14 protein-coding genes and 1 pseudogene are annotated in these 16,566 nt (G+C 43.3%); 7 read left to right on the top strand and 8 right to left on the bottom strand.

Annotation, left to right across the window (positions count from 1 at the left end):
- The first annotated feature begins 10 nt into the window (after nt 1-10).
- The 6 genes from ispG to F907_RS18295 all read left to right on the top strand — a co-directional run bounded on the left by ispG (nt 11) and on the right by F907_RS18295 (nt 6,591).
- Complete coding sequence (ispG, locus tag F907_RS15985; protein WP_005244326.1) at nt 11-1,126, top strand: flavodoxin-dependent (E)-4-hydroxy-3-methylbut-2-enyl-diphosphate synthase; 1,116 nt, start codon at nt 11-13, stop codon at nt 1,124-1,126.
- Nucleotides 1,123-2,415 carry a histidine--tRNA ligase gene (gene hisS / locus F907_RS15990; protein WP_016651215.1) on the top strand — a complete coding sequence of 431 codons (1,293 nt, stop codon included), beginning with the start codon at nt 1,123-1,125 and terminating at the stop codon, nt 2,413-2,415. The genes ispG and hisS overlap by 4 nt, the downstream gene beginning before the upstream one ends.
- 29 nt (nt 2,416-2,444) lie before the next feature.
- Entirely contained in the window at nt 2,445-3,143 is a 699-nt protein-coding gene (locus F907_RS15995) for a YfgM family protein (RefSeq protein ID WP_005269175.1), read from the top strand.
- Nucleotides 3,143-4,285, top strand: coding sequence for an outer membrane protein assembly factor BamB (gene bamB / locus F907_RS16000; protein ID WP_005269183.1), 1,143 nt, complete (start codon nt 3,143-3,145; stop codon nt 4,283-4,285). Before F907_RS15995 ends, bamB begins: the two co-directional genes overlap by 1 nt.
- 176 nt (nt 4,286-4,461) lie before the next feature.
- Entirely contained in the window at nt 4,462-5,871 is a 1,410-nt protein-coding gene (gene der / locus F907_RS16005) for a ribosome biogenesis GTPase Der (RefSeq protein ID WP_004775614.1), read from the top strand.
- 69 nt (nt 5,872-5,940) lie between these two features.
- Nucleotides 5,941-6,591 carry a 4'-phosphopantetheinyl transferase family protein gene (locus tag F907_RS18295; RefSeq protein WP_081402428.1) on the top strand — a complete coding sequence of 217 codons (651 nt, stop codon included), beginning with the start codon at nt 5,941-5,943 and terminating at the stop codon, nt 6,589-6,591.
- An 18-nt stretch (nt 6,592-6,609) separates the two neighbouring features.
- Here the strand turns inward: F907_RS18295 and F907_RS16010 are convergent.
- Nucleotides 6,610-8,073 (bottom strand): annotated as a pseudogene (locus F907_RS16010) (NCS1 family nucleobase:cation symporter-1); the annotation flags it as partial.
- A 192-nt stretch (nt 8,074-8,265) separates the two neighbouring features.
- On the opposite strand from F907_RS16010, the gene F907_RS16015 reads away from it, so the two are divergent.
- The gene (locus F907_RS16015) at nt 8,266-8,979 is read left to right on the top strand and encodes an aspartate/glutamate racemase family protein (RefSeq protein ID WP_016651213.1); all 714 of its coding nucleotides are present in this window, start codon (nt 8,266-8,268) and stop codon (nt 8,977-8,979) included.
- Nucleotides 8,980-9,097: 118 nt separating this feature from the next.
- Here F907_RS16015 and secF read toward each other — a convergent pair whose 3' ends face one another.
- The 7 genes from secF to F907_RS16050 all read right to left on the bottom strand — a co-directional run bounded on the left by secF (nt 9,098) and on the right by F907_RS16050 (nt 16,514).
- Nucleotides 9,098-10,066 (bottom strand): protein translocase subunit SecF, encoded by a 969-nt coding sequence (gene secF, locus F907_RS16020; protein WP_005244311.1) that lies wholly within the window; start codon nt 10,064-10,066, stop codon nt 9,098-9,100.
- A 10-nt stretch (nt 10,067-10,076) separates the two neighbouring features.
- Nucleotides 10,077-11,978, bottom strand: coding sequence for a protein translocase subunit SecD (gene secD / locus F907_RS16025; RefSeq protein ID WP_016651212.1), 1,902 nt, complete (start codon nt 11,976-11,978; stop codon nt 10,077-10,079).
- 51 nt (nt 11,979-12,029) lie between these two features.
- On the bottom strand, nt 12,030-12,359 hold the full coding sequence (gene yajC, locus F907_RS16030; protein ID WP_005206306.1) for a preprotein translocase subunit YajC: 330 nt from the start codon (nt 12,357-12,359) through the stop codon (nt 12,030-12,032).
- 108 nt (nt 12,360-12,467) lie between these two features.
- The gene (tgt, locus tag F907_RS16035; protein ID WP_016651211.1) at nt 12,468-13,598 is read right to left on the bottom strand and encodes a tRNA guanosine(34) transglycosylase Tgt; all 1,131 of its coding nucleotides are present in this window, start codon (nt 13,596-13,598) and stop codon (nt 12,468-12,470) included.
- A gap of 195 nt (nt 13,599-13,793) precedes the next feature.
- Nucleotides 13,794-14,363, bottom strand: a complete 570-nt coding sequence (locus F907_RS16040) for a LemA family protein (protein ID WP_005269195.1) — start codon at nt 14,361-14,363, stop codon at nt 13,794-13,796.
- Nucleotides 14,364-14,394: 31 nt separating this feature from the next.
- Entirely contained in the window at nt 14,395-15,423 is a 1,029-nt protein-coding gene (locus tag F907_RS16045) for a hypothetical protein (RefSeq protein ID WP_016651210.1), read from the bottom strand.
- Nucleotides 15,424-15,527: 104 nt separating this feature from the next.
- Nucleotides 15,528-16,514, bottom strand: coding sequence for a hypothetical protein (locus F907_RS16050; RefSeq protein WP_016651209.1), 987 nt, complete (start codon nt 16,512-16,514; stop codon nt 15,528-15,530).
- Between the last annotated feature and the right edge of the window lie 52 nt (nt 16,515-16,566).

Raw genomic sequence — 16,566 nt, 5'->3', positions numbered from 1 at the left:
GAGCTATACGATGATTGTGAACCCAATTAAACGTCGCCCAACACGTAAAATCCGTGTTGGTTCGGTGTATGTCGGTGGTGATGCCCCGATCAGTGTTCAAAGTATGACCAATACTGAAACTTGCGATGTTGAGGCAACTGTGGCGCAAATTCAGCGCTGTGCAGATGCTGGCGCAGATATCATGCGTGTTTCGGTACCGTCGATGGAAGCAGCAGAAGCGTTTGGTGAAATTCGCAAACGCGTTTCTGTGCCATTGGTGGCGGATATTCACTTTGATCATCGTATTGCTTTGGCTGTTGCGGATTATGGCGCAGACTGTCTGCGGATTAACCCAGGCAATATTGGCTCGGATCAAAAAGTACGTGAAGTGGTTGCAGCAGCAAAACATCACGGCATTTCGATTCGTATTGGGGTCAATGCGGGTTCTTTAGAAAAAGACTTACAGGTCAAATATGGTGAACCGACAGGGCAGGCTTTACTTGAGTCTGCAATGCGTCACATCGATATTCTGGATCGTTTGGATTTTCACGAGTTTAAAGTCAGCGTAAAAGCATCGAATGTGTTTTTAACCATGGATGCCTATCGCTTATTGTCGCAACAGATTGATAATCCATTGCATTTGGGTGTGACTGAAGCTGGGATTTACCGTACGGGTACAGTCAAATCAGCGATTGCACTGGGTGGATTGTTGATGGAAGGCATTGGCGATACCATGCGTATTTCGCTTGCGGCAGAGCCAGAAGATGAAATTAAAATCGGCTTTGATATTTTAAAATCATTGGGTTTACGCTCAAACGGGATTAACTTTATTGCTTGTCCAAGTTGCTCACGTCAAGAATTCAATGTGATTCAAGTGATGCAGGCATTGGAAGAGCGTTTAGAGGATATCCGTACGCCGATGGACTTGTCGGTGATCGGGTGTAAGGTGAATGGCCCAGGTGAAGCCAAAGAGGCAGATATCGGGATTGTCGGTGCATCACCGCGTTCACTGGTCTATCGTAATGGTGAAAAGAGTCATTTAATTGACACAAATCAGTTGGTTGATGAAATTGAAACAATGGTTCGTCAACGTGTTCAAGAGCTTGAAGAAGCAAAATCTAAAGAAATTATTCGTAGTTCATCATGAGTTCAATCGTCGCTATCAAAGGTTTTAATGACATCCTTCCAACGCAAACTGCGGCTTGGAGAAGTCTGGAACAACAACTTGCATCATTAATGGATGCGTATGGTTATCAACAGATCCGTTTGCCCATTGTTGAGCAAACTGGTTTATTTAAACGTGCAATTGGTGATGCGACCGATATCGTTGAAAAAGAAATGTATACCTTTTTCGACAAAGGTACGCCCCCTGAATCATTAACCTTACGTCCTGAGGGGACGGCGGGTTGTGTACGTGCCATGTTAGAGCATAACCTGTTGCGTGGTGCGACACCGCGTGTCTGGTATCTCGGATCCATGTTCCGCTATGAAAAGCCACAAAAAGGCCGCTATCGTCAGTTCCATCAATTTGGTGTTGAAACTTTTGGTGTGGCAACGCCTGATATTGATGCTGAACTCATTTTAATGACTGCGCGTTTATGGAAACGTATGGGGGTGGCAGCGAATGTTCGCTTAGAGCTCAATACCCTGGGTGAAACAGATGAGCGTGCAGAATATCGTGCTGCCTTGGTTGCGTTCTTAAACCAACACAAAGATGCCTTGGATGAAGATTCACAACGCCGTTTAACCACGAATCCTTTGCGTATTCTGGATTCGAAAATTGAATCAACGCAAAAGATTTTGGTAAATGCACCGAAGTTGCATGATTTTCTTAAAGAAGATTCAATCAACCACTTCCAGCAATTACAGCAATACCTCACTGATGCAGGTGTTGAGTTTGTGATTAACCAAAAGTTAGTGCGTGGCTTGGACTACTACAACAAGACCGTATTCGAATGGACCACCACCATGCTGGGTTCCCAAGGAACGGTTTGTGCGGGTGGTCGCTATGATGGCTTGGTTGGACAGCTTAAAGGTAAAGCCGATCAGTCTGTTCCAGCGGTTGGTTTTGCCATGGGAATGGAACGTTTACTGTTGTTGGTTGAACAAGTTGCACAAGCCAAAGACGTACGTGATTGTGAAGTGTTCTTATTGGCTGAGCCAGCTTATCAAGCCAAAGCTTTGGTGTTGGCAGAGCAGATGCGTGATCAGTTAGAAGCAGCAAACAGTCCAATTCGCCTGAAAACAGGTTCACAAGGCAGCATGAAAAGCCAAATGAAAAAGGCCGATCAATCTGGCGCAATCTTTGCGGTGATCTTGGGTGAGCGTGAGTGGGAGTCTCAGCAACTCTTGGTGAAGGAATTGGCAACGGCTGAACAGTCTCAAGTTGGGATTGCTGAACTGACGCCATTTTTTATCGAAAAATTTAAACAATAAATTGCACAATTTAGGAAAAGGACAATCACATGAGTTTAAGTGATGAAGAACAACTCGACCAGTTCAAGTCGTTTGCCAAAAAATATGGTTCTGCAATCATCAGCGGAATTCTCATTGCCCTGATTGCCTTTTTCGGATGGGAATACTGGCAAAAGAAAAACCTTGCCGAAGCCCAGAACCAGACTGCCAAGGTGCAAAAGTTGATGGATGAAGCGAAAGCGGCATCGGGTCAGCCGAATGCCTTTGCGACTTTGTCAGAAACAGCAGATAAAATTGTCAAAGATGATGCAGACTCTGCTCAAGCGATTCAAACACAATTTATCATGGCGAAGCTTGCTTATGATAAGCAAGACTATGCTGCAGCTGAAAAAGCATTGAAGAAAGTTGAAGCTTCAAAAGTCAAAGATGCGGGTTTGCTGCAAATTGTTAAATTACGTTTAGCAGATTCACAATTGGCACAAAGCAAATATGATGAAGCATTAAAAACTCTATCTAGCGTGACCGATCCTGCATTCAAGGCGTCTGCGGATGAACTTCGCGGTGATATTTTTGTTGCCAAAAAAGACAATGAATCTGCACGCAAAGCGTATCAAAGTGCATGGGATAACTTGCTCGAGCGTAAACAGGAACGTCAGCTTTTACAAATTAAACTCGAAAGTGTTGGCGTTTTAGTAGATGATCCTGAGTTTGAGCGCCCGATCTTAGATACCAAAGTGGATGAGTCTTAATGCAGAATAAACTAAAACTACCGTTGGCAATTGCCATTGCTTCAGCTTTACTCGTTGGTTGTTCAAGCAATAAAGTAAAAGAAGCAAAACCGAATCCATTGCCAAAAATCGTACAAGAACAAAGTTTAAACCTTGTGTTCTCACAAAGTGTTTCGTCGACCAATGCTGCAGAATCTTTGCGCTTGCAGCTGGATACTGACAATGGTGTGATTTTTGCGATTGATCCGGATGGTCAGATTTCTGCTTACAAAGGTAAAGAGCGTCTTTGGAAAAGTAAAATCACCAAACAAGAACTCACTGCGGGTGTCGAAGCGGGTGAAGGGATTGTGGTCAGTGGCAATCGTAAAGGCCAGTTATTTGCTTTAGATCAAGCGACAGGCGAGCAAAAGTGGACAGCGAAATTGTCTGGTGCCATTTTGTCTCCATCTTTGATCCAGTCAGGTCGTGTGATTACCATTGCCAATGACGGGACTGTATTTGCACATGATGCGGTGACTGGACAACAGGTCTGGGCCTATAAGCTGCCAAATGTTCAATTTAGTTTACGTGGTCAACCTGCACCCGTTCGTTTAGATGAGCGGACTGTATTGATTGGCTCTGCAAATGCCTATATTTATGCCTTGGATATTATCAGTGGTGTACCACGTTTCCAGCGCCGTGTGGCAATCAGCGAAGGCCGTTCAGACATTCAGCGTTTAGTTGATGTCGTGGGTGATCCTGTTGTTGCAGGACAATATTTAGTGACCACTAGCTTCCAAGGTCAAGTCACAGTAACTGATCTCGCAACACAACGTGTGGTGTGGAGTGAAGATGCCAGCAGTACCAACAGTGCTGAAGTTGCGGACGACAAAGTTTTTGTTGCGACGACGGATGGCAAGCTGAATGCCTATAGCTTGGCGACAGGTGAGCTGGTTTGGCAAAATGAAGAATTGCTGAATCGCAAGCTGAGTAATCCTGTGATGCTAGGGCAAAATCTTGTGGTGGGTGATTTGGATGGTGTATTGCATCTGATTAATCCTGCTTCAGGTAAGTTGATTGGCCGCGCTAAAACCAGCGGTGAAGTTCGATCACTGCGCGTGATTGACAATCAACTTTATGTTGCAACACGAAAAGGTGCATTAAGCATTTGGCAGAATCGTTAATTTTGTCCTAGCTTGTGGTAAAATGCACAATTAGCTATTGCTAATAAAAGAATGATCGGGGTATTTGTTTAAACAAAACCCCGAATTTTTATTGTGATTACTTGATCACCAAAATCTTCCATACTGTTTCTGATACGATGTCATCAACGATGGCTCGTCTGAATTAAGGTTAATTTATGAAACCCGTTATTGCGCTCATTGGTCGTCCAAACGTCGGAAAATCAACGCTATTTAACCAAATCACCAAAAGTCGTGATGCTTTGGTTGCTGACTTCGCTGGTTTAACTCGTGACCGCAAATATGGTGATGCGGTTTATCAAAATAAATCGTTCATTGTCGTAGATACGGGTGGTATCGGTGAGAATGAGGGCGGTATTGATTCATACATGGCCGAGCAGTCGAAGACCGCGATCCATGAAGCAGACATTATTGTGTTTGTCGTCGATGCGCGTGCTGGCCTGTTGGCATCAGATGAGCAAATCGCACGTGAGCTTCGTACCCTAGGCAAAAAAGTTCACTTGGTTGCCAATAAGGTCGATGGTGTTCATGCTGAAGCGGCTTTGGTTGAGTTTTATAAGCTCGGTATGGGTGAACCAATGCAGGTTGCGGCCAGTCATGGTCGTGGTGTACAGCAAATGCTGGAAGAAGTGTTGGCTGAAGTCCCAGAAGATGAAAATCCAGATGAACACAATAAAAATACCGGTTTACGTTTAGCGATTATTGGTCGTCCAAACGTGGGTAAATCGACTTTGGTTAACCGTTTGTTGGGCGAAGAACGTGTGGTTGCATTTGACCAGCCGGGAACAACGCGTGACTCGATTTATATTCCTTATGAGCGTGATGGTCGTCAATATACTTTAATTGATACTGCGGGCGTGCGTCGTAAAGGTAAAGTCGATGAAATGATTGAGAAGTTCTCAATCGTGAAAACATTGCAAGCCATGAAAGATGCCCATGTGGTGGTCGTGGTGGTGGATGCACGTGAAGGTATTGTTGAACAAGACTTACATTTGATTGGTTATGCACTTGAAGCTGGTCGTGCCATGGTGATTGCGATCAACAAATGGGACAACATGACCGAGTATGATCGTAAGCAGTGTAAGCTCGATGTTGAACGCCGTTTTGACTTCATTCCATGGGCGAAAATTCATTTAATTTCTGCATTGCATGGGACTGGGGTGGGTGAACTCTATCCATCGATCCATCGTGCTTATGAATCAGCAAATTTAAAAGTTTCTCCTGCGAAACTGACCCAGATTTTAAGTGATGCAACTGAAGCGCATCAGCCGCCAATGATCAGCGGTCGTCGTATTAAAATGCGTTATGCGCATATGGGTGGACAAAATCCACCGACTATCGTGATCCACGGGAACAAGGTTGATAAGACACCTGCTGACTATCGTCGTTACTTGGAAAACGTATTCCGTCGAGTGTATAAACTTGAAGGAACGCCAGTCCGTATCGATTTTAAAACGTCAGAGAATCCATTTGAAGGGCGCAAATCGCAAGTGGATGAGCGTGTAGCGGCACGTAAACGTCGTTATGTTCAGAAATTCAAAAAAGCAGAAAAGAAATTTAAGCGTTAAGCTATTCTGGATGCCGAAAAGCCCAAAGTTTGCTTTGGGCTTTTTTGTATCAATAACGGGAGTGATCAGATGGCAGGTCAAATCGAAATCCATGTTCAGGCATTGGCACAACTTCTGCAAAAAAATAAAGCTGACTTTGCTGATTTAAGATCGTTTAATCACTATAAAAAAGAACAGATTAGAACCTATAGAAATACGTTGCTGGCAAATCAACTGCTTTGCTCGGTGGACGATTTAAGTTTTTCCAAACATGAACACGGTAAACCCTTTTTAAGCTCACATACCTTACATTTTAATCATACCCATAGTCAGCAATATTATGCCTTGGCGATGAGTGAACGGGTCAAAGATATTGGGATTGATGTCGAAGAACTGGATCGTAAAGTGCGTTTTGATGCCTTGGCTCAACATGCGTTTCATGCCGAGGAATATCGAATCTGGCAACAGCAGGATCAGGATACTGAATACTGGTTCAGAGTCTGGACCACCAAAGAAGCAGTTTTAAAAGCATCAGGCTTAGGCATTCGTCTGGACTTGAATAGTCTGAATACCCAAGTACATCCGTCCAATCAGGGAGGAATGTGTTCTCATCCGTTGATTGGGAGCTATGCTTATCAAAACTTTATTCTTCATCAGAACATGGTATTGACTGTCGCGTGGCGGGCAGAGCAGTCCTGCCGTGGTTTCCAGTTTCCACAGATCCAGATCATTCAGCATTAAAAAACCATCCTGCATACATTGATGGTTTTGAGGAATATTCAAGCTTTGCTGATGATGGATATTTCTTGTTTTCGAAGCAACGCTTTCCCGAGAGAGGCGATAGTAAAAACTACTGCCGAGGAGGACTCCAATAAACCAGTTGAAGGGAGCCAAAAACTGAAAACTTGGAATAAGCACCAAGAGTAGGCCGATGCTGACCGCGGCCATTAAGCTCACGACGGCTTTTCGATTGATGCCTTTTTGATAGTAATATGCTGCTGTGGGTTGGTCGCTAAATAAGTCATCGACCAGCACTTGTTGTTTATTAATCAGGTAAAAGTCAGCGAGTAGAATACCAAACAGTGGACCGATAAACGCGGCTAAAGTATCAAGCGTATAGTGAATCAGTTCAGGGGAGTTAAATAAATTCCATGGGGTGATAAAGATCGAACCAATCGCGGCAATCATGCCGGCTCTGCGAAAACTAAGAAAGCGTGGGGCAAGATTAGAAAAATCAAACCCAGCTGAAACGAAATTCGCCACAATATTAATGCCAATGGTGGCGGTTAATACTGTTAATAAACCGAGTACCACCACAAACCCGTTATCAATCATTGCAACCGTTTCGAGTGGATCATGTACCATTTTTCCAAACACACTAAAGGTACCTGAAACAATCATGACGACGATGATGGCAAAGAAGAGAAAGTTAAACGGTAGTCCCCAAAAGTTACCCTTTTTGACCTGTTGCATATCTTTGCCATAACGGGAGAAATCGCCAAAGTTGAGTAATGGGCCTGAGAAATAAGACACCACCAATGCAATCGCGACAATGGTTTGCATGATTTGCTGATTGACGCTGAGGTGTTTATCACTGAGGTTGAAGGAAATATGATGCCAGCCTGCTTTCCACACCAGCCATAATGCCAGTGCCAACATCACCACATAGACCATTGGGCCCGCCCAGTCGATAAACACCTTGATGGTGTCCATCCCTTTCCAGAAAACCAGTGCTTGTATCGCCCAGATAAAACCAAAACAGATCCAGCCAATCGTGCTTAGACCCGCAAATTCAGTCAGTGTAAGTGGGTGTAATGCTGGATAGAACTTAAGAAGAATCATCATCAAGGCATTGGAGGCCAGCCAGGTTTGAATGCCATACCATGAAACCGCAATCAGGCCGCGAATTAAGGCTGGAATATAGGCTCCATAAATCCCGAAGGCTTGGCGAGAGATCACTGCATAGGGAACCCCTGAAATTTGACTAGGTTTTGCAACCAAGTTCGCCGCAACCTGGACAATTACGATACCAATCAGTAAAGCCAGCAACACTTGCCAGCTGGCTAGCCCAAGCGAAAATAAGCTCGCTGCGACCACATAGCCGCCCATACTATGTACATCGGACATCCAAAAGGAAAAGATGTTATACCACGTCCAATTTTTTTCAGCAGGGATGAGATCTTCATTGGAGAGTTTAGGACTATAGTTCGGGTTATCGCTCATGACGGGTCTTCAAGATAAACAACTGTTCAGACCAGTGATGCAGAAATTAAGCCAACTTCATTTTATTATTTTAAATTTATTATTAATTTATTGATTATATTTGTTTAAATATTTAATTTCAGCTTTTAACTGTTCAGACCAGCTGGATTGAAATATGATCAATCTTATTTTTTGAATTAAAAATGTGCAGAAATGAGAAACGCGACTCGAATTCAAATCATTAATCCAAATACCTGTGTCAAAATGACCACATCAATTGCTGAGGCTGCGCGTCAGGTGGCCGCGGTAGATACCGAAATTATCGCCCAGTCTCCCGAAAAAGGCGTGTTATCGATTGAGGGGCATTATGATGAGGCGATTTCTGCTGTTGGAGTGCTTGAATTAATCCAACAAGGAAAAGCACAGCAGGTCGATGGGCATATTATCGCCTGCTTTGGTGATCCAGTTTTGCATGCGGCAAGAGAGTTGGCTCAGGCGCCTGTGATTGGCATTGCCGAAGCTGCATTTCATATGGCCAGTTTGATTGCGACAAAATTTTCGATTGTGACCACCTTAGCCCGAACCAAAATCATTGCTGAACATTTATTGTATCAATATGGCTTTGAACGGAAATGTGCACAGATTCGATGCATTGATCTACCTGTATTGGCTTTGGAAAATGATAAGCAAATTGCCTATGAAAAATTATTGGCAAGCTGTCAGCAAGCCAAAATAGAGGATGGAATTGGAGCGATCGTCTTGGGCTGTGGTGGCATGGCCGAGATGGCGGATCAGGTCAGTCTGGAGCTGGGCATTCCGATTATTGATGGGGTTCGGGCTGCGGTTAAACTGATTGAAAGCCTGCATGGTTTAGGCATTCAAACCAGTAAGTGGGGAGATTATGATTATCCCTTAATGAAAGGATAATGAAGCTCACCTGCTGGTGGAAAAGAGATAGTGAGCGCCTGTTTAAGCACGTGTTTGAAGCCCATAAAAAATGCCAGCGTTGTGCTGGCATTTTATTTGAATTTAAGCAGGAGAGTGATTAAGGAATCTCTTCTTCTTCAAATTCAGGTTTAACTTGAACAATAAAGTCCTGACGGTTCAGACCACGCCATAAGGCGAATGCTGTACCGATATAGATGGATGAGTAGGTGCCGACAAAGATACCGACAAACATTGCCATAGAGAACCAGTGTAAGCCATCACCCCCTAAGAACATCATGGCCAGAACCACGAGTAATAAGGTCATCGAGGTGTGAATGGTACGACGTAAAGTTTCTGTTAAGGCGATGTCTACGATTTCACGAGGGCTTGCACCACGAATTTTACGGAAGTTTTCACGGATACGGTCCGATACCACGATATTATCGTTGAGTGAGAAACCAATCACCGCAAGTACAGCCGCAAGTACGGTTAAGTCGAAAGGCCATTGGAACAGCGCAAAAGCACCAAAAATGATGATAATGTCATGGAATAATGACATTACAGCACCGACCGCCATTTTAAACTCAAATCGAATGGTCACGTAGATCAACATCAGGATCAAAGCAAGTGCGACTGCGCCCGCAGAACGTACATAGAGTTCATTACCAACCGCACCACCGACAGAGTCCACTTTGTGAACTTCTACGGTGTTATTTGGCAATTGCACTGCTTTAGTGATGCTATTGCTCAGGTCTTCAACATTCAGGTCTTCTTGTACAGGCATACGCACGATCAGGTCGGTATTACTCCCCAAAGTTTGTACTACAGCATCTTTGAAGCCTGCACGATCCAGGGCTTGAATCACTTGAGCCGGTTGAACCCCTTGCTTGTAGTTTAATTCAGCCGAAATACCACCAGTAAAGTCCAAACCAAGATTGAGACCTTTAGTGGCGATAAAAAAGATACTGGCAATGGTAATCAGGATCGAGAAGATAGCCGCAGGTGTGGCAATCTTCATGAATGGGATGATTTTTAGATCATCTGGGCGACCGTATTGCTTTGAGTCTTGTTGAGTCAGATCAGTCATGTGAATCTCCTTAAATACTCAACTTGTTCAAATTACGGCGTTTGCCATAAATGAGCTGTACGATTGCACGCGTGACGGTAATTGCCGTAAACATCGAACAAATAATACCAATCATCAAGGTCACTGCGAAGCCTTTGATCGGACCTGTACCAATCGCGAATAAAATAAACGCAACAATGAACGTGGTTAAGTTCGAGTCGAGAATGGTGTTATAGGCACGATCATAACCCGCAACAATTGCCTGTTTGGGCGAGGCACCCCAGAGCATTTCCTCTCGGATACGCTCACAGATCAGAACGTTAGCATCGACCGCCATACCAATGGTAATCACGATACCTGCAATACCCGGCAGGGTGAGGGAGGCACCAATCCAAGACATTACGGTTAAGATCATGGCAAGGTTGAACACCAAGGCAAAGTTCGCGATCAAACCGAATAAACGGAAGAATACGATCATCCAAATCGCAACCAACAAGAAGCCGATTTGAGTCGATAACACGCCCTTATCAATGTTTTCTTGACCTAAGCTTGGACCTACCACACGTTCTTCAACGAAGTACATTGGGGCAGCCAAAGCACCTGCACGAAGCATCAAGGCAAGCTCCGCTGCTTCTTGTGGTGAATCTAGACCCGTAATACGGAATTGCGAACCCAATACCGCTTGAATAGTTGCAGCATTGATCACCACAGATTCGGTATATGGAGTACGAACTTCAGTCTGGACGCCTGTGTTTGGATCAGCTACGTAAGAGATTTTTTGTTTATTCTCGATAAACAAAACGGCCATACGTTTGCCAACTGCACCACGAGTGGCATCTGCCATCAGTTTACCACCTGAAGAATCGAGGGTGATATTCACTTCAGCACCGCCAGAGTCTTGGCTAAAGCCAGAACTTGCGTTTTGAACACGTTCACCGGTCAAGATACGGTTACGTTGTAACAGAAGTTGACGACCACTGTCTAAAGACTGGTAGGCAAATACCTCAGTTCCCGGAGGAAGTGGCTGACCATTATATTTACCCGTATATGGATCGATATATTGATCATTGCTATCTGCAACCAAACGGAACTCTAAGTTCGCAGTACGACCCAAGACACGTTTTGCTTCAGCGGTATCTTGTACACCCGGCAATTCAACCACAATACGGTTGCTACCCTGTGTTTGTACCAGTGCTTCGGCTACACCGAGTTCGTTAATACGGTTACGTAAGGTGGTTAAGTTTTGGTTGACTGCATAAGATTGAATTTCCTGACGGCGTGCATCGGTATAATTCAGTCTTAAAGTTGCACCAGATGAAGTGGCAACCGCTTGTTGAGTAAATTCGTTACCATTACGACGTAAAAAATCAGTCGCTGCATCACGGTCGGCATTGCTGGCAAACTGGATGGTAATGGTGTTGTTACTTAACGCAAGGTTGTTAAATTTGATTTTGTTATCACGGAATTGACGACGCAAATCAGTCGCAGATGTTTCCATACGCTGACTAATGGCTTTATCCATGTCGACTTCGAGCAAGAAGTGTACACCACCACGTAAGTCCAAACCGAGTTTCATCGGTTTTGCGCCAATCTTTTGCAACCACTCAGGGGTGGTTGGTGCAAGGTTGAGCGCAACGACATAATCATCACCTAAATCACGGCGTAACACTTCTTTGGCTTTTAACTGTGCTTCAGAAGAGCTTAAACGTAATAATGCCGCGTTATTGGTGAAGCTATTGTCGTGGCTGCTAATGTTGGCAGTTTTTAAAATCTGCTCCGCTTTTTGCACGATAGTCTGATCAATTTTAGTGCCTGCTTTTGCCCCCGAAATTTGGACAGCAGGTTCATCTGGATACAGACTTGGAAGTGCATATAACGTACTGATCACAAGTACCACAAGGATCAGTAAATATTTCCATGCAGGGTAACGCATTCGCTTTCTTCTTAAATGAAAAAGTCGTGCTGAGGCACGACTATTTTATGATTAAAGGTTATTTAATGTGCCTTCAGGTAATACTGAAATGACACTCGCACGTTGGATTTTTACCTCAACACCGCGAGTGAGTTCAACAACTGCAAAGTCACCTTCAAGTTTGGTAATTCTCCCCATTAAACCACCAGCAAACACGATCTCGCTGCCTACACCCAAGCTTTCAATTAAAGAACGATGTTCTTTAGCGCGTTTCGCTTGAGGTCTCCAGATCAAGAAATAGAAGATTGCGATAAATACCGCGATCATCAATAAGTTTGCCATAAGGCTTGGACCTTGTGCCGCAGCAGGTGCAGCGTGAGCAGTAGAGATGAAAAAACTCATTTCGATTTCCTAAAATTAAAAGGCAAAAAATTAACAATAAATTCCAATTCGTTTTGCAATGTACCTTGTCTTGCGATCAGGCGCAAATCTTGATGCAAATCGTTCAGTTTAGTCCTCTGGACATGCTGGAACTTCTAAGCCACGACGGGCATAAAAGTCCTGAACGTACTCATCAAATGTGCCGTTATCCAAGGCATCACGCATACCTTGCGTCAGACGTTGGTAGTAACGCAAGTTGTGGATCGTGCCAAGCATTGATGCCAGCATCTCACCACACTTCTCTAAATGATATAAATAGGCACGAGTAAAGTTTTTACAAGTGTAGCAATCACAATGTGGGTCCAAAGGCCCTTTATCATGGCGATATTTACTATTACGGATACGGACCAGACCATCGGTCACAAAATAATGACCATTACGGGCATTACGAGTTGGCATCACACAGTCAAACATATCGACACCACGGCGAACTGCTTCGACGATGTCTTCTGGTTTACCCACACCCATTAAGTAACGTGGTTTTTCTTGCGGCATTTTGTTGGGTAAATAATCAAGTACCTTGATCATTTCTTCTTTCGGTTCACCTACCGAAAGCCCCCCAATCGCATAACCATCAAAACCAACTTCCAACAAGCCTTTGAGTGATTCATCTCGTAGGTCTTCGTACATGCCGCCTTGAATGATGCCGAATAAGGCATTTTTATTCTTGAGCGCGTCATGATGGTGGGTTTTACAACGTTTTGCCCAACGTAAAGAAAGTTGCAATGATTTTTGCGCTTCTTCATGAGTGGCAGGGTAAGGGGTACATTCATCAAAAATCATCACGATATCTGAATTCAGTACATGTTGAATCTCCATTGAAATTTCTGGAGACAAGAACACTTTTGAACCATCAATCGGAGAGCGGAAGGTCACACCTTCTTCTTTGATTTTACGCATTGCGCCCAAGCTGAATACCTGGAAACCACCAGAGTCGGTCAAAATCGGTTTATCCCATTGGATAAACTCGTGCAGACCGCCATGCTCTTTAATTACTTCCAAACCTGGACGTAAATATAAGTGGAAGGTGTTTCCTAAGATAATCTGTGCCTGAATTTCTTCAATATCACGAGGGAGCATGCCTTTTACTGTACCGTAAGTACCAACGGGCATAAACACAGGGGTTTCAACCACACCGTGTTCTAAAGTAAGTCGACCACGACGGGCGCGCCCCGACTGGCCTAATTTTTCAAATTTCATGTCATAACCTGAGCAAGATCGAAGTGCTACTATGATTGCAGCGCAAGAAGGCGAAAAAACAGTTCGCTGATCGAAAGCGGCTATTTTCCCCGATTATGGTGTGTAGTTCTACTACTAAATGTAGCCATAACCAAAAAATAAAAAAGCCAATTCAAGTGACGACCTAAATTGGCTTTGGAATGACTCAGCTTGTTCTTAAAAATTCGGTTTATAGTCAAAATTTTCAGTCGCCAGATTATCCTTAAATGGGCGAATGGCTTTCTTCGATAAAGTCAGGGTATTGATCAGGTTGTTTGGAAACACTTCGATCTGGTTATTAAACAATTCTACATTGCGGTTAAAGATGGTAATGGCTGCACCGACATTTTCATTTTGTTCCTGAATATCATCCATCATCTTGCTATACAACGCATCGGCTTTCAGTTCAGGATAATTCTCGACCACCACATTCAGGCTGCGAATCAGCTCCTTACTCATTTTTTCAATCTGTTGTAACTGAGAAATATCAGTGTCATTCACATTCAGATTCAGAATCTGCTGCCGCAACTCGGTGACTTTTTCCAAGGTCGATTTTTCAAACTGGGTATATTGATCCAGTGTGGCTTCCAAGGCTTCTAAAGTCTTTACTTTTTGACGCTCGAAGTTGGCCACTTCTGACCATGCTCGCTTGGTGGCATTAAAATAACGTACGATGTTATTGCGGATAGAAATACCCCACACGATCAGGAGTACAAAAATCGCTAAAAAGATGAATAAACCTGTCATCGCCATTCCCCTTATTGTTATTACTCAATGATTAACGAATTAAATTCAGCATCCATTGTTGAAACTTCTGATATTGCGGCATGGTCATGGTGCGTAAATGGCCACGCAATGCGGGAATATCATGGATGTCGCTGCGTTTACTGGCGGTTTCGAAAAGATTTTGTTCGCCCACGTAACACAGGATTTGTTCTTGATGATGATAAATTAAATCCCCTGTAAAATGTTGAAAAAAATCATGCAGTTTTAAAGTGAGGCTCGGGCTGATTTCTTTGGCAAGTTGATGTTGATTCAAGCCAAAGATATTCAATTCTTGGTTAATCAAAATATCACTGCTTTGCCATGAACGGGTATACGGTTCAAAAAAACGTGAGCGCTGATTGCTGACGGCAATTCCTAAGGCTGGCATTTGAAAAATAAAAGCGCCCCATAAATCTTTATGGATTTCTTTGACAATTTTTTTATCACTGCTTTGATCCTGAAGAATCGGCATTTCACTGACATAATGATATTGAAACAGGAGAACCTGATGTTCTGTGTTGCCATCATGCCAAGTCGTAGAGGCGTAGTGAGTAATCTCATTGGACTCACTGCCCCGATTAAACAGTGGGAAATGTTGCTTTAATTTGCTCATCACTAAAATCGGTTGCGCTTGAATGGGGAGATAAGCAGGGAGTTGCTGGAACTGCAAACCATAGCGTAATACGGTCATACGTTCTTCCAGATAATGAATGACACGTGTTAATGGTTCCTGTGGTTCATAGAGCAGATAGGCCAGAAAACCCGTAAGGAATGCCCCAAGTAGACTCCAGATATATTGAATATGCGGATGAAAAAAATAGCCAAACACCAATGTGCCGATACTGATCAAAGCCAATAAATAGGGCAGCACATTAAAAAAATGCAGGCTGTGATCTTCTCGCCAAGGATGCAAGGCATCTAATAGGGCTTGATCGCTATGTGCTTTTTGTCCGACCTCCCATAGTCGTGCAATATTGCGGAAAACCTGCGCATTTTTTTTGCGTCTGATATGCAGCGCTTGTTGTACGGTGTCAATCGGCATGGATATTTTGTTTCATTATAATGTCTGTATATTGTTCTAATTATGCTTTAAATTTCAGAAACTAAGAAGTGCCTTGTAGGTGATTTTACACGTTGCTGATTCTGTCATAGCGTTTTGAGCAGCGCTGTAAAAGCCTCTTGTAAGCGCTGAAGCTTTGGCATGTGAAGTTGTTCCAATTTTTCCGCCAACTCATTTACGGTGCTTGCCTGAAATAAATAATTGTTCTCGACTAAGGGCGACTCATTGAATAACCAACACATCACGCCCGTGTGGGGGTGTACATAAAAATCGCCATAAAAGGCCTGCATCATGTTCTCCAGCGCTAATAATCGTTCTGGGGTTAAAAATTTCACAAATTCAAATTCGCTCATACCACTTTGCTGATATTTTTGATTAAAACGAATATCACTGGATTGCCATTCAACCCCAAGATGACAACGGTTTTTATGCGCGGCTGAAATACTGACACCCTTAAATGGAAAATTTTCCATCAGCACACCCCATAGATCACAGGTTGTCGTTTCCCAAATCTCTTGGCCTTGGTCATTGGTTGTTTTTGTTTTATAGCTATAGCGATATTTAAAAACCGAATAATCATAGGTTTTTTGTTTAATCATTGCTTTTCCAACAAGCAAGATCGTAACGGTATTGTCTGTATTGCCGAATTGAAATAAAGGGTGATCCAGTAATGCATGATTTAAGGGTGGTTCATCCTGCTGAAACTTCACCTTATAGGTCTGTTCCAGCATATAAACTCTGAGTTGTTCTTTTAAGTTTTCCAGTTCACTTGTGGGAATACGATAACGGATGCCAAGGCTAAACAGAACAACACTAACAATCAGGTAGTAGGCTGAGAGCAAAAGGCCTGCCAATAAAAAAATGAGACTCAGGGTGGTCAGCGCCCAGTAAAGATAATTCTTGATATACAGGTTTTGCTCGCCTTGCCAGTGTTTTAAGTGACTGATAAGCGTGTCAGGTGAGGGCTGCTCTGCAAGCAATTGGCGAATGGCCTCAATATTTTCTAAGGTTGCCTGATTATGCATAAATTGATTTTGAATGGTTTTTTGAATTTTTTTAGATATAAATGGCATAATTTTTAAATCATCATTTTAAAAAATAGGCTAAACCTGAATTTAGCCTATT

It is taken from the genome of Acinetobacter colistiniresistens, from assembly GCF_000413935.1.
In the GTDB taxonomy this organism is placed as follows: Bacteria; Pseudomonadota; Gammaproteobacteria; order Pseudomonadales; family Moraxellaceae; genus Acinetobacter; species Acinetobacter colistiniresistens.
The sequence above is the reverse complement of the archived record's forward strand: the minus strand, read 5'-3'. Positions and strand labels throughout refer to the sequence as shown.

Coding starts and splice junctions, on each gene's coding strand:
- bamB (WP_005269183.1), top strand. CDS start 3,143: ATGCAGAATAAACTAAAACTACCGTTGGCAATTGCCATTGCTTCAGCT.
- F907_RS15995 (WP_005269175.1), top strand. CDS start 2,445: ATGAGTTTAAGTGATGAAGAACAACTCGACCAGTTCAAGTCGTTTGCC.
- F907_RS16050 (WP_016651209.1), bottom strand. CDS start 16,514: ATGCCATTTATATCTAAAAAAATTCAAAAAACCATTCAAAATCAATTT.
- F907_RS16040 (WP_005269195.1), bottom strand. CDS start 14,363: ATGACAGGTTTATTCATCTTTTTAGCGATTTTTGTACTCCTGATCGTG.
- yajC (WP_005206306.1), bottom strand. CDS start 12,359: ATGAGTTTTTTCATCTCTACTGCTCACGCTGCACCTGCTGCGGCACAA.
- F907_RS16015 (WP_016651213.1), top strand. CDS start 8,266: ATGAGAAACGCGACTCGAATTCAAATCATTAATCCAAATACCTGTGTC.
- hisS (WP_016651215.1), top strand. CDS start 1,123: ATGAGTTCAATCGTCGCTATCAAAGGTTTTAATGACATCCTTCCAACG.
- ispG (WP_005244326.1), top strand. CDS start 11: ATGATTGTGAACCCAATTAAACGTCGCCCAACACGTAAAATCCGTGTT.
- tgt (WP_016651211.1), bottom strand. CDS start 13,598: ATGAAATTTGAAAAATTAGGCCAGTCGGGGCGCGCCCGTCGTGGTCGA.
- secD (WP_016651212.1), bottom strand. CDS start 11,978: ATGCGTTACCCTGCATGGAAATATTTACTGATCCTTGTGGTACTTGTG.
- der (WP_004775614.1), top strand. CDS start 4,462: ATGAAACCCGTTATTGCGCTCATTGGTCGTCCAAACGTCGGAAAATCA.
- secF (WP_005244311.1), bottom strand. CDS start 10,066: ATGACTGATCTGACTCAACAAGACTCAAAGCAATACGGTCGCCCAGAT.
- F907_RS18295 (WP_081402428.1), top strand. CDS start 5,941: ATGGCAGGTCAAATCGAAATCCATGTTCAGGCATTGGCACAACTTCTG.
- F907_RS16045 (WP_016651210.1), bottom strand. CDS start 15,423: ATGCCGATTGACACCGTACAACAAGCGCTGCATATCAGACGCAAAAAA.